Origin of the sequence: Polyangium sp. 15x6, from assembly GCF_029960785.1 — a bacterium.
In the GTDB taxonomy this organism is placed as follows: domain Bacteria; phylum Myxococcota_A; class Polyangia; order Polyangiales; family Polyangiaceae; genus Polyangium.
In genome coordinates this window covers 52,185-64,962 of record NZ_JASBQE010000019.1, presented here as the reverse complement: position 1 = coordinate 64,962, position 12,778 = coordinate 52,185, and the positions used below count along the sequence as shown (strand labels likewise).

The window sequence follows — 12,778 nt, the reverse complement described above, 5'->3', positions numbered from 1 at the left end:
TACGAACGAAGACGGATCGTCATGGTGCCTTCTCGTCCGAGCCTGACCCTCTTCGCCCACCTCGTCTCGCGTCCCGAGTCGGAGATCGATCTCGTGCAAGCCGCGCTCGTCTTCGCCGAGAGCGAGTACCCGTCGCTCGACGTCGCGCGGTACGTGGCGACGCTCGAAGCGCTCGGCCGCGCCGCCGCCCGTCGCATCGCGCAGGCCGCGCCGCACGGGACGACGGAGGAGCGGATGCGCGTGGTGCTCGAATGGCTCTACGGCTCGCAAGGCTTCCGCGGCAACGCCGAGGAGTACTACGACCCGCGCAACAGCTACCTGAACGAGGTGCTCGACCGGAAGAAGGGCATCCCGATCACGCTGGCGGTGATCCTCCTCGACGTGGCGACACGCGCGGGGATCGACGCGAAGGGGATCTCGTTCCCGGGGCATTTCCTGGTCGGCGCGGGGGAGCGGGAGAAGGAAGCGCCGCGATCGGCGCTGGAGAGGCGCGCCGCGCGGCTCGGAGCCTCGAACGTCAACCTGGTGATCGATCCGTTCCACGGTCGGATCCTCGGCAATACGGAGCTCGAAGCGCTGCACGCGCGTGTGACGGGCGCGGGTCCGCGCGTCGATCCGCGCCTGCTCGAGCCGTGTAGCAAGCGCCAGATCCTGGCCCGCATGCTCTCGAACCTCCGCAGCATCCACGCGTCGCGGGGGGACGACGAGCGGCTGCGCAACGTGCTCGAGCACCTCGTCGCGATCGCGCCGTCGCCGGAGCTCACCCGCGAGCTCGAGCGCCTCGGTGGCAGCCGCGCGATCCTCGCCCGGCCGAGCGCGCACCGCTCGTTCAACTGAGGTCCTTCGCCGCGAGCGGGACCATGAAGGAGAAGCGCGCGCCCGCGCCCTCCTCGCCATGCTCGACGCCGATCGATCCGCCCACGGACTCGAGCAGGCCGCGACAGACCGCGAGCCCGAGGCCCGTGCCTTTGCCGACGTCCTTCGTCGTGGTGAACGGTTCGAAGAGGCGATCGCGGATGGCCGGCGCGACGCCGGGGCCGTTGTCGCGGACCTCGACACGCAAGCCCTCGGGCGCGCGGCGGGCGAGGAGCTCGATACGGCCTCCGGGCTTGGGGACGGCGTCGGCCGCGTTGAACAGCAGATTCAGAAGGACCTGCACGAGGCGCGGTTCGGAGAGCGCGACGAGTGGCAGGTCTTTCTCGACGTCGAGCGCGATGTCCACGTCGCGCAGGGCCTTCTGTGGTTTGACGAGGGCGAGCGCGGCGTCGAGCGCTTGCGTGAAGGAGCCAAAGGCCTCGGGGGCTCGTCCGTCACGCACGCTCGTGGCCGGGCGCGCGAAGTCGAGCAGGTCGCGCAGGATGTGGTGGATGCGCTCGGTCTCGCGCTTCATGCGTTGCAGGAAGTCGCGCTGATCGGCCTCGTCGAGGCTGCCGGCGAGGAGTAGCTCCTCGAAGCCGAGCAGCGCCGCGATGGGGTTTCCGATCTCGTGCGCGAGTCCGGCCGCGAGACGTCCGACGGAGGCGAGCCGCTCCGAACGCACGAGCCGCTCCTGCGCGCGTTCGAGCTCCTTCGCGTACCGCGTGGCCTCGTCGATCTTCACGCGCAGGCTCTCCTCGTCGGCGCGCAAGCGCTCGGTCATGCGCGACACGCTCTCGGCGAGCTCGGCGAGCTCGCGCGCGCCCGTGCGTGGTAACTCGAGTCGCCGCGCGCCCTCTGCGACGCGGCCCGCGGCGCGCGAGAGGCGCTCGATCGGATCGACCACGAGCCGCGTCATCGCGAGGTACATGAAGACGAGCAGCGCGAGGGCGAAGATGCCCATGTAGAGGGCGAGGAGCCGGACGAGGGGCGCCGTGGGGATGACCCCCGCCATGCTGGCCCGGTGCAAGCTGACGACGGCGAAGAAGAGAGGCAGGAAGGCGAGGACGAGGAGCGTGCCGAGCGCGACGAGGAGCTGGAGCCGTATGCCGGGGCGCACGAAGGTGAGCGTAGCCGTCTTCTCCCAAAACTAGGCCCGGTCCGATCAGCTCTGATACGGGGCCGTTAGCACCCGCATGGCTCCGCTCGTGGTCCTCGTGCTCAAGCTTCGTCGCCTTGGCCGCGCGGCCTTGCCGCTCACCGCTGCGATCGCCCTCGGCGCGGTCGTGGTCGCGTCCACGGCGAGCCCGCTCTCGCTCTGGATCGAGGCGCCCGCCTCGGCGCTCCTGCTCGGCCTGCTCGCGGCGCGCGCGTCGCGACGCTCCCGGGCGATCGAGGGCACGCTCCGCCTCGACCTCGAGGTCGGCACGCTCCTCACCGTGCTCGTCTACGCGATCGTGACGCGCAGCGACGGCGCGCTCGACGGGCGCCTCTACCCGCTCGTCTACGTGTGCGTGGGCCTCGTGAGCGCGTTCGCGCGACCGATCGCCACCGTGCTCATCCTCGCCTTCGCGCTCGGCCTCGACGCGTCCGTGCGGCACTGGGCCATGGTGGCGTCGAGCTTCGAGCGGCTCGCTTACTCGGGCGCGTTCATGGTCGTGTTCGCCTCGTTCAACGCGCTGCTCCTGCGCGCCGAGATCGCGCGGGCCCGCAGCGCGCTGAAGGAGCGCATCCAGGCCGAGGTGGAGAAACTTCGCGACGACGCGCGCAGCTACCGGCTGCTCGGCGCGCCGGCCGGCGGGCGCAACGCGTCGCGGGCGAACGACGAGGAGCGGCTCGTGCGCTCGGGCGTGGAGGAGATCCACCAGTCCGTGCTCTTCGCGCTGCGGCTCTTGCGGCAGGCGATGAACCTGCACACGGCCGTCCTGCTCTGGCAAAACGACGCCGGGACGCACCTGCGCATCAGCGAGCTCTCGACGGACGATCCGAACGTCGCCGAGGGCCCCTTCCTCGCGGGCGACGGCATCTTCGGCGCGGCGATCACGCAGCGCGAGGCCGTCGCGCTCCGCGGCCTCGAGCCGCGCCACAAGCTCCCCTACTACACGGGCCCCTGCCCCGTGCGCGCCGCGCTCGCGCTGCCGGTCTTCGAGCACGGCGCCATCCGCGGCGTGCTCGTCCTCGACCGCATCGCCGACGAACCCTTTGGCCTCAAAGAACAAGAGCTCGCCATGGAAGCCTGCCGCTACGCGGTGCGGGCCATCCAGAACGAGCGCGTGTTCGTGCAGCTCGAGCGCGCCAAGGTGGAGCAGGGCCGGCTCTACCGCGCGGTCGAGAGCCTCAACGCCGCGACGACCGAGGCCGAGGTCGTGGAGGCGGGCCTGCGCACGGCGCGCGAGATCACGAGCGTCGACTTCGCCGCGGTCACCCTCTACGACGAGTCGCAGAAGGCCCACGAGATCCGCGCCGTCAGCGGCGGCGACGAGGCGAACCTCGTCGGCCAGCAGTACAAGAAGAACGCTGGTCTCGTCTCGATGGCGCTCGAAAACAAGCACCCGCTGCCCTACCGCGGCGAGTACGACGAGAAGCGGCAGATCGTCTTCACGAAGAAGCTCGCGCCGCCGAGCATGCCGTCGATGATCGTCCTGCCGATGCTCGTGCACGACAAGCCCCTCGGCACGCTCGTGCTCGGCTCGCGCAGGAGGGCCGCGTTCGGCGACGCCGCGCGCAGCACGCTCGAGGTGCTCACGAGCCACGTCGCCGTCTCGCTCGCGAACGCCCGCATGATGCGCAGGCTCGAAGAGATGGCCACGCTCGACGGGATGACGGGCCTCTACAACAAGCGCGCGATGCTGGAGATCGCCGACCAGAAGATCAAGGCGGCCAAGCGCTTCGGCCGCAAGCTCAGCGTGCTCGTGACGGACATCGACCACTTCAAGAAGGTCAACGACACGTACGGGCACGACGCGGGCGACGTGATCATCAAGGGCCTCGGCGAGGTGCTGCGCCGCGAGCGGCGCGCGACCGACGCCACCGCGCGCTTCGGCGGCGAGGAGTTCGTGGTGATCTGCGAGGAGACGGACGCGCGCGGCGCGATGCTGCTGGCCGAGCGGGTACGCGAGGAGCTCGGCAAGACGATCTTCCACGCGCCGAAGCCCGGCCCGGACGGTCAGCCCGTGACGATCCGCGTGACCTGCTCGATCGGCGTGGCGAGCTTCCCCGAGGCCGGCGAGACCTGGGACGACCTGTTCAAGGCCGCAGACGAGGCGCTCTACGCCTCGAAGCGCGGGGGCAGAAACCGCGTGACCGCCCACGCCTCCCTGCCTACCCGCGCGGCCGGCTCGAAAGCGCAACACGCAGCCTGATGGCTTGCGAGCGCGCTGACACGACCCATACACTCTAGGCATGAGCGCGAACGACGATCGGGACGATCGCAACGAGCAAGCGGAGCGGGCGAAGACGCACCTGGTGCAAGGCCTCGGTCACTTGTTCCGCGCGGCCACGATGGCGGCGACCGGGATCAAGAAGGAGCTCGACCGCTCGGACGTGGGCAAGCAAGTCGAGGTCGCAGGTCGCGAGATCTACCGCGCGGCGAACAACGTGGTGAGCCGGCTCGGGACGGAGATCCTGTTCGGATCGAAGGACAAGGACAAGAAGCGCGAGCCCGAGCCGGAAGACGAGCGCAAGGGCGACGATCGTGATCCGCCGCGGTACCCGCCGGGCCAGAAGCCGAAGGGGCCGACGGAGGAGGATCCGGGGTTCCGGATCATGACGGATGATGAGGAGCCGAAGTGATCCGTCAGGCTGCCGGGCGCAGTTCGTCGATGTCCGTGGATATCTGGTAGTCGCTCGCGGATGTCGCGCGTTTTTCCGAGAGCGATTCGAGGTATCGCTTCGCGTTGGACCTGAGCTGAGGATCGAGCGGCAGCTCCATCTGGGCTTCGATGAAAAGCGCGGATACGAAGGGCGGCGGACGATCGAGCACGGCCGCGGCCATCGCCCAGAGCTCCAGCAAGCGACCGCGTAGCTCGGGGCGCTCCGCGAGCGCGAGGCCCGCTTCGCAAGAACGCTCAGCATCGGCGAACCGGCCGGCGATGAACGCATGCAGGGCTACGTAGAGATACGGCCAATCGCGCTTCGTCCCCATCCGGACTGCTTCCGTGAAGTCCCACAACGCGCGCGTCCGGTCGACGGGCACGAGCGCGATGCCGCGCCTCATCAGCGTCTCGTCGGAGCGGTGAACCGCCACGGCTCGCTCGAAGGACGCAAGGGCGCTCTCCTTGTCTCCAAGCTCCTCGGAGGAGTTGCCGGCCGCCATGAGAATGTCGGCGCGGATGGCCGGCTGCGCTGCGGGATCGTTCCAGGTGCGATGTACGAGTGTCGTCACTCGCTCGTGCATCGAGCGGCGCTCGCTCGCGTCGTCCGACATCGCAGCCCGTCGTTGCAGAACCCTGACGACCTCCTGGGCGAGCCTCGCGGATACGTTTGGCCGGGCCTCGATCGTCTTCGCGCGGGCCATCGCCTCTTCGAGCGCGCCCGCGCGGACGAGCGCGTCGAGGGTAAGGGCGTCGTAATTGTCCTTCGGCGAAAGCTCGTTCGCGAAATCGTAAAAACACGCGGCGCCGAGGTGGAACCCGAGATCACTCCAGCAGCGCCCGATCGCGTACACATCCGGGGCTTCGAGCGTCGGTTTCTTTCTCAAGAGCTCGAGCGTTCGGCGAGCGTCGTTGGCCTTGAATGCGGTGGCGAGCACCTGCATCACGCTCGCCAGCGTTTCCCCCTCCGCGAGCGGCACCACCCGACGCTTGTCCTCGATGAGGTACAGATCTTCCGACAGCTCACCAAAGAGCGTCTGCTCATCCTCCGACAGTTGATACCAAAAGGCATCCATCGGAGCCGCGATCGCTTCCGCCCTCTCGCCGTCGCGCCGCCCGGCTCGCATTTCGCGGTGGAGCTCCACGAGGAGAGCTTCGTATCCTTCGCGTGCGGACTTGGACATGACCATCACCCTTCGTCGACCCACGATCCCCGCGTAGCCGCAAGGTCTCTTTGATATTGCTCGAGCTGCGTTGCCCGGCTCGGCTGGAGCACGCCATGGGTGGCTGAGGTCGGGAGGAGCGCCAGCGCATCGCCAACGGGAGCAGCCTCAAAAGGCGCCTCCCCGAGTCGGAATACCCGAAGGTCGTCACTTCCCCGAGCGCCCGGAACCCTATGTCGGAGACGTTCAGGCACGAGCCGCAAAGGGAGTGATCTCACGCTCGGCGCGACGGACAGCCCCTTGCCGGACGGCCCCACCTTCCCCTCGCCATCGGGCTGCACATCAACAACCACGCGCACGCCGAGCATGTTCGCCGCCGTCCCCACCTTCGGAACGACGGGCGACGCGACGGGTCCTCCGGCACCATCGATCGATACATCCTCGGCCAGGCCGCTGACATGCGGAGCAACCTACCACGCCGCGCAGGCCGTCGAGCCCTCCGCTTCCTCATGTTCACCCCCGCGCCGTCTCCCGTCGCCGCCGGAACGCCTCTCGCCCGTCGAACCCGCGCGCCGCCGCCCCCGCCGCGCCTCTCCCGAACCAAACACCCACCTCGCCTCCCCCGCCTCACCCCTCGCCGCTCGAACCCTCACCCCACGTCCCGCCCCCGCCCTCCACACCGCTCCCATTCGCCTCCCGCCGCCCCCGCCCCCCTCCGCGCGCCCGATCGCCGCGTCCCGTTCGTCCCCGGAGCCCCATCTTCATCTTGAAGGTCCCGCCCCGGACGCTCCCGCAATCCCCCTTCCCAACCTTCCTTCGTTCGGGTACCCACGTCCTCATGAGCGAAGCCAAAGCCTCCCGCATGGTCTCCGACCGCGTCTCGATCACCAACACCGTGGTCGCCGCGATCGACATCCACGGCCCCGAGGTCGCGCCCACCCTGGAGAAGATTCTTTTCCCTGGCGGCGTCCCCCAGGACCTCACGATTGCCAAGGTCCTCGTCGCGTTCGGCGCCCACCTCCGCGCGCGTGCCGACCAGCTCGTCACGGCCGACCGTACCCATATGGTCGAGCTCTCCGATGACGACGGCTACCGCGCGAAGCGCGACGAATGCACGGCCGAGACGCGAGACTTCCTCGGCACGCTTCGCTCCGGCCTCGGTCGCAATTATGGCCAGGCCGTCGCCGGTGCTTATGGCCTCGGCGCCCCCATTCCCGAGGACCCGCATACCGTCCTCGTGCTCGCCGATAATGTCGAGAATCAGCTTCGCAATCGCCCGCTCACCGAGCCGCCGAAGAACAAGAGCTTGAAGATCGACCCCATTGCGGCCGCCGATGACCTCAAAGCAAGCGCCTCCGCATTGAAGACGGCGCTTGGCGATGTCGAACGCGAAAAGCGCGAGGCGCAGCTCACGCAAACCGCCAAGAATGAGGCCATGACCGCCTGGGGGTCGTCGTATTCGGGCGTGGCGGACGCAGCCGCTGCCTTTTTCCTCCTCGCCGGCCGCCCTGCCCTGAGCGAACGCGTGCGGCCCACGGCGCGACGTAGGGCTGGCTTGCCCGAGCCCGAGGACACGGCCGAAGGCTCCGCCGAAGCGACCCCCGCCGGCTCCGCGGGAAGCTCCACTCCCTGAACGATCCCGCCTCCCTCGCGCCACAGGACGGCGCAATCGGAAAAGCACGCGGATTCACCTGACGCCAGGTTTGTCCGCGGGGTTTTTCCCTTGCGGCACGCCGCGCCTCGCGCGTACCATCGGGAGCATGACCGATCCCCCTGATCCCGCGCTCCCCCCTGGTCTCCTCGACGCAATCGCCAAGCTTCTTTTCCGCCTCATCGACCGCGACGCCACCCGTGAGCTCGGCGAGCTCGCTACACCGGACGGCGCCACCATGCATCTCGTGGCCACCTCGGGTGGTACGCCGGGAAGCATCCAGTGGGCACTCGTGGAGCGCGTGCCCGCGGGCGTGGCAGCCTATCGCCTCTCGCGAACGACATACGACATCCTCCTCCGTGCGAGCGCAGCCGCGGAGGGTGGAGTCGTCGCGAATGGTACGCGCTTCCACCTCCGAGCCATCTGGGACGGCACGCGGCACGTGGCGGACGCGGTCCAGGTCGCATGAAGCCGGCTTCGCGCTGGGGCTCGATCGGACGGCTTGCATGGATCGGATTCTGCGTCGTCGTCGGATTCGCGCTTACCCGGTGGCCGGCCATCGGCTTGCCGCAGGGTGACGGCGCGCTCGCCACCACCCTGCGGCTCGTTCGACTCATTGTCGCAATCGATGCGACAAGGCTCGCCAGAACGTTTCGGCCCGAGTATCGGCCGATCAGCATCATGTTATGGTACACGGTGCTGGGCGACTTCGCGCGCTGGTCGCTCTCGCCGCTCACGGCAGGCGCCACGGTTCCCTACGAGGGGATCGCGCGGATCGGATTCTTCGCACGCGAGGCGCTTTACTGGGGATGGATCTTCGGTGCCGCCGCGCTCGCCGTGCACGTCTATCTTGGTCGCTCCATACGCCCCATCATTTTCTTGTACGGCCTGGCGCTGGTGGGGCTCATCGTGGCGTATCCTGCCATTTCAGGAACGCCGCTGACGAGGATTCGAGCCGGACTCCACGCGGCAGAGCTCACGGTAATTACGGCGTCTCTCGCGGGATATGTCGCCGCGTCACTACGAGCGTCGACCTCGCGCCCGGCGACGCGGCCCTCCGTCGAGCACGCCGCGCCCATGCTTTTTGGACTTGCTGATGGCCTTCTGTTCGGGGGGCCGTATCTGCCACTCCCGCGGATGGCGCCCACGGAGCGGTGGTGGCTCGCGCAAGCGTCCTACCTGGGCCTTTATGTATTGTTATTCATTTTGCAAAGGGGGTATCGGTGGTTCCGCTTTGGCTCTTTTACTCGGCCCTCGCGGCCGGCGGGCTCTTTGCTGCATTAGCCCTGATTGCTGTGCTGTTTGCGCTCGCCATCCGACTCGAGCTCGAAGACATCAAGGGGTGGCTTCTCGCGCAGGAGCACGAGCGCACGCAAGAACGACAGGAAGCGGAAGAGCGGTTTCGGGTCACCGTCCGGGAGCTGGTTGCATTGCGGCGGGAGGTCCGTGCCCTCCGGCAAGCCGACTCGTCGAGTGCCCATGATTTCGACGTCTCCGAGCCGTGAGCGGGTCCCTGATGGCCTCCTCCTCCTTCATGGAGAACGACGTGGACGACACCGCCAACCTCGACCTGCCGAAGGAAGAACTCTGGAGCGAAGCGCTTGGCTTCGAATCTTCCATCCATGCCGCGCAGCTCTTCCTCCTCCTGGAGAGCATCGAGATTCACTGGAAAGACCGGACGGATTTCTTCGCCGCAGGCAACCTGGTGATCGAGTTCAACGCCAAGCACCTCGCGGGCGAGACGTTCGGTGCCCCCGACTTCTTCGTTGTGCTCGGCGCCGAGCGCAAGCCGCGCAGGAGCTGGACCGTCTGGCACGAGGGCGGGATGTACCCGAACGTGATCGTCGAGATCCTCGCACCGAGTACGAAGCAGCTTGATCAAGGCCTCAAGAAGCAGGTCTACCAGGACGTCTTCCGCACGCCCGAGTACTTCTGGTTCGATCCCGAGACGAAGGAGTTCTCGGGCTTCGAGTTGATCAAGGGCCAGTACACGCCGCTCATGCCAGACGCCTCCGGGCGCTTGTGGAGCCGAGAGCTCGGTCTCTTCCTGGGCGTCCACGAGGGCATGATCGGCATCCACGAGGGCATGCTTCGTTTCTCCACAAAGGAAGGCGCTCTCTTGCCCACGGGACGCGAGCTCGCCGAACGCGCAGAAGCCGAGCACGCACGCGCCGATCGCCTCGCCGAAAAACTCCGCGCCCTCGGCGTCGATCCCGACTCCGTTTGACCTCCTAGTACTCGAACCCGCTCCCCCCGATGAACTCCCGCAGGATCGACGTCGGCGGCACGTGATCCGGGTAGATCGTCACCACCTTGTCGATGAGCTGCCTCAGCCGATACGCCGTCACGAACGCGGGATGCTCCTGCGACACTTCGAGCAGGTAGCGATCGGCGAACACCTTGATCACGCCGAGCTCGTAGACGAGCGACGAGTCGAAGATCGCGTCCGCCTGCGCGAGGAACGGGAAGATGTTCGTGCGTTCGCCCGCGCGCACCGACGGCCAGCGCTGGATGTTCGCCGCCGCGTTCGCCCCGCGCCCGTGACGGTCGCGCACGATGCGCCGGAGCAGACGCACGTCGGACACGTGGATGCGGTTCACCCGGTCGAACGGCAGCGCCGTCATCGGCTGGATGAAGATCCGGAAGACCTTGTCCCGCGGGAGGATCCCATCGACGAGCTTCGGGTTCAGCCCGTGGATGCCCTCGATCAGGAGCACGTCCGAGCTGCGCAGCGTCACCTCGCGCCCGCCGTCCGGATGGCTCTTGCCCGTCACGAAGTCGTACCGCGACGTCTTCACCGTCTGCCCGGCGACGATGCGCGCGAGGTGATCACGCAGCGCGCCGACGTCGAGCGCTTCGAGCGACTCGTAGTCGTACTCGCCTCGTGCATCCCGCGCGGTCTTCTCCCGGTCGACGTAGTAGTCGTCCAGCGACAACCCCACCGGGTGGATCCCGTTCACGAGGAGCTGCACCGTCAGGCGCGACAGGAACGTCGTCTTGCCCGACGACGACGGGCCCGCCACGCAGATCACCCGGATCGTCCCGCGCTCCGCGATCGCGTCCGCGATGCGGCTGATGCGCTTCTCGTGCTGGCCCTCGCTCACCCGGATGATCTCCGGCGTCTTGCCGCGCACGCACGCGTCGTTGAACGCGCCCACGCTCGTGATCCCCAGCGTCGTCAGCCAGGGCTCGTCTTGCCGTACCCCGTGCCGCGCCGATTCGGGCTGGATGTCCTCGGGAAGGCGCGTCGAAAGCGGCGCCGCGCCCCCCTCGGGCTTCACGCGTGACTCGTCGCCGTAACGCAGCATCACCGCCTCGCCGTCGACCTCGATGCGGAACGGGAACGGCGCGATGTGCCCCGCGCTCGGCAAGAGCGGCGTCATCGACAGCACCGCCGCGGACCCCGCGCAGACGAGCTGCACGTGCCCTGTCCGCCACGTGCGCAGCAGCGCGAGCAAGTCCCGCGCGCCCTCCTCGGCGAAGTGGCTACGCGCCTCGTCCACCGTCCAGAGCTCCTGCTGGAACGGCAAGTCGGCCGCGATGAGCTCGTGCATCATCCCCATCACGCGCCTGGCCCACGTCGCGAGCGAGAGCGCGCCCGGGTGCAAGAGCTCGATCGATTGACCGAAGCCCGCGCCGGGCCCGAGCCGCACGGAGACATCCGGAAAGGCGCGACGTGATGCTTCGAGCAGCAAGAGCCCGAGGCTCGCCCGATAGACGCGCTTGCCTTCCCAGTGCGACGCGCCGAGCGGCTCGACGTGCGCGTCCGAGGTGATCGGCATCCCGAGCGCGACGGCCTTGTTGTTCACGAGCGCCGCCACCACCGGATCGCCGTCGACCTCGCGCGGCACGAGGTCGCCGAGGCGCGTCCCCGTCCGCACCCGCGTCCACGCGCGGTTCACCGTGACGTCGACGAACACGCGCCGCGGCAGCGAGCGCTCGCCAAGGAGCACGCCCACGCTCTCCGTCATCTCGGTCAGCTCTTTTCCGAGCGACGCCACGAGCGCCTGCGTCAGGCAGAGCGCGAGCTCCGGGTCTTCTTTCGACATCCGCTCGTACTTCTCGCGCGAGAGCCGCGCGAGCGTGAGCGTCGACGCCGCCACCACGCTCGACGTCCGCAGGCGCCTCGCGATGAACGCGAACGCACCGAAGTGCGCGCCCGGCCCGATGCGACCGAGGTCCACGTCCGCGCGACGCAGATGCGCTTCGCCCGACACGAGAAAATACATCTCCTGCGCGACCTCGCCCTCGTGCATCACGACCGACTGCGGCGGGACCACGACGTGTTCGAGGTACGAGACCAACCGCGATGAGGTCGCACTGCAAATTTGCGCGAAGAGTGCGCTCGTGGCGGTGAGCGCGTCGATGGATGCACGCGGGATGGGTTCGGGGAGATAGGGCAGCGTGGGCGACGACATACGGCGCGGAGAGAGCTACCATGCGCGCGCGAGGTGCCTTCATGCGTACTTCTTTTCATCTTGGACTTTTGTCGATCGTGCTCGGTCTCGGCTCCGTCGCGGCTTGCGCCGCGGAGGTGGAGTCGCTCTTCGGAAGCGGCGGCACGACGAGCGGAAACGGCGGCGCAGGCGGCGGCGTCGGAGGCGCGGGCGGGCAAGGCGGGCTCGGCGGCGCAGGCGGTCTCGGCGGCGCGGGCGGGCAAGGCGGCGCCGCGTCGAGCTCGAGCAGCGCCGCGACGGGCACGGGCCCGAGCTCGAGCAGCGCGGGCACGGGAGGACAGGGCGGACAGGGCGGCGGCTTCGATCCGCAGGCCTGCGGGCAATGCGCGTTCGGCGCTTGTCAGAGCGAGATCTTCGCGTGTGGCCAGGCGTGTCAGGGCTTCTTCACCTGCGGGCAGAACTGCGCCGACAAAGCTTGCGTCGACGATTGCCTGACGCAGTACCCCCAGGCCCAGCCGGCCTACGATTGCACGTGCGGCTCGTGCAGCGCGCAGTGCGGCAGCTACTGCGACGGCGCGAGCACCTCGAGCACGAGCACGAGCACGACCACGAGCAGCAGCGCGAGCGGCACCGGCGGCGGCGGCTCCGCGTGCAGCACGTGCTCCGAGATTCTCCAAGGCGCCGGCAATGATCCGCCTTGCTCGGGCTCGGACACGCTGCTCAGCGACTTCTTCGACTGCACTTGCCAGCAGAACTGCACGACCGAGTGTGCCAGCTCCTGCCAAGGCGGACAGCCAAGTCAGGCCTGCTACGGCTGCGTGCAGCAAAAATGCGGGCAACAGCTCAACGCTTGTTTGCAGGACTGAAACGTCCTCGACACGCCCTCGTCGAGAAGTCGCC

12 protein-coding genes are annotated in these 12,778 nt (G+C 68.4%); 8 read left to right on the top strand and 4 right to left on the bottom strand.

The genetic code is table 11. From position 1 onward, the window contains the following. Nucleotides 1-21 precede the first annotated feature (21 nt). Nucleotides 22-837 carry a transglutaminase-like domain-containing protein gene (locus QHF83_RS16440; protein WP_282418782.1) on the top strand — a complete coding sequence of 272 codons (816 nt, stop codon included), beginning with the start codon at nucleotides 22-24 and terminating at the stop codon, nucleotides 835-837. Here the strand turns inward: QHF83_RS16440 and QHF83_RS16435 are convergent. Then, nucleotides 830-1,975 (bottom strand): ATP-binding protein, encoded by a 1,146-nt coding sequence (locus tag QHF83_RS16435; protein ID WP_282418781.1) that lies wholly within the window; start codon nucleotides 1,973-1,975, stop codon nucleotides 830-832. The two genes, QHF83_RS16440 and QHF83_RS16435, sit on opposite strands and share 8 nt — an antisense overlap. 76 nt (nucleotides 1,976-2,051) lie before the next feature. On the opposite strand from QHF83_RS16435, the gene QHF83_RS16430 reads away from it, so the two are divergent. Both QHF83_RS16430 and QHF83_RS16425 read left to right on the top strand, forming a co-directional pair. Continuing rightward, nucleotides 2,052-4,217, top strand: a complete 2,166-nt coding sequence (locus QHF83_RS16430) for a sensor domain-containing diguanylate cyclase (protein ID WP_282418780.1) — start codon at nucleotides 2,052-2,054, stop codon at nucleotides 4,215-4,217. 40 nt (nucleotides 4,218-4,257) lie between these two features. Beyond that, entirely contained in the window at nucleotides 4,258-4,647 is a 390-nt protein-coding gene (locus QHF83_RS16425; protein ID WP_282418779.1) for a hypothetical protein, read from the top strand. 4 nt (nucleotides 4,648-4,651) lie between these two features. Here QHF83_RS16425 and QHF83_RS16420 read toward each other — a convergent pair whose 3' ends face one another. After that, the gene (locus tag QHF83_RS16420) at nucleotides 4,652-5,851 is read right to left on the bottom strand and encodes a hypothetical protein (RefSeq protein ID WP_282418778.1); all 1,200 of its coding nucleotides are present in this window, start codon (nucleotides 5,849-5,851) and stop codon (nucleotides 4,652-4,654) included. An 817-nt stretch (nucleotides 5,852-6,668) separates the two neighbouring features. Between QHF83_RS16420 and QHF83_RS16415 the strand changes: the two genes are divergently transcribed. From QHF83_RS16415 to QHF83_RS16405, 3 genes are all read left to right on the top strand, one after another. Then, on the top strand, nucleotides 6,669-7,463 hold the full coding sequence (locus QHF83_RS16415; RefSeq protein ID WP_282418777.1) for a hypothetical protein: 795 nt from the start codon (nucleotides 6,669-6,671) through the stop codon (nucleotides 7,461-7,463). 127 nt (nucleotides 7,464-7,590) lie between these two features. After that, nucleotides 7,591-7,950, top strand: coding sequence for a hypothetical protein (locus QHF83_RS16410; protein ID WP_282418776.1), 360 nt, complete (start codon nucleotides 7,591-7,593; stop codon nucleotides 7,948-7,950). Continuing rightward, on the top strand, nucleotides 7,947-8,765 hold the full coding sequence (locus tag QHF83_RS16405) for a hypothetical protein (protein WP_282418775.1): 819 nt from the start codon (nucleotides 7,947-7,949) through the stop codon (nucleotides 8,763-8,765). Before QHF83_RS16410 ends, QHF83_RS16405 begins: the two co-directional genes overlap by 4 nt. Here QHF83_RS16405 and QHF83_RS16400 read toward each other — a convergent pair. Beyond that, nucleotides 8,762-8,962 carry a hypothetical protein gene (locus QHF83_RS16400; RefSeq protein ID WP_282418774.1) on the bottom strand — a complete coding sequence of 67 codons (201 nt, stop codon included), beginning with the start codon at nucleotides 8,960-8,962 and terminating at the stop codon, nucleotides 8,762-8,764. The two genes, QHF83_RS16405 and QHF83_RS16400, sit on opposite strands and share 4 nt — an antisense overlap. A gap of 20 nt (nucleotides 8,963-8,982) precedes the next feature. Here QHF83_RS16400 and QHF83_RS16395 point away from each other — a divergent pair, with 20 nt between their 5' ends. Beyond that, nucleotides 8,983-9,708: a Uma2 family endonuclease gene (locus QHF83_RS16395; protein ID WP_282418773.1), complete on the top strand. Its 726-nt coding sequence runs from the start codon at nucleotides 8,983-8,985 to the stop codon at nucleotides 9,706-9,708. Nucleotides 9,709-9,712: 4 nt separating this feature from the next. Here the strand turns inward: QHF83_RS16395 and QHF83_RS16390 are convergent, their stop codons facing one another. Beyond that, nucleotides 9,713-11,761, bottom strand: coding sequence for a cyclic nucleotide-binding domain-containing protein (locus tag QHF83_RS16390; RefSeq protein ID WP_282418772.1), 2,049 nt, complete (start codon nucleotides 11,759-11,761; stop codon nucleotides 9,713-9,715). A gap of 179 nt (nucleotides 11,762-11,940) precedes the next feature. Here QHF83_RS16390 and QHF83_RS16385 point away from each other — a divergent pair, with 179 nt between their 5' ends. Then, nucleotides 11,941-12,744: a hypothetical protein gene (locus QHF83_RS16385; protein WP_282418771.1), complete on the top strand. Its 804-nt coding sequence runs from the start codon at nucleotides 11,941-11,943 to the stop codon at nucleotides 12,742-12,744. Nucleotides 12,745-12,778 lie beyond the last annotated feature (34 nt).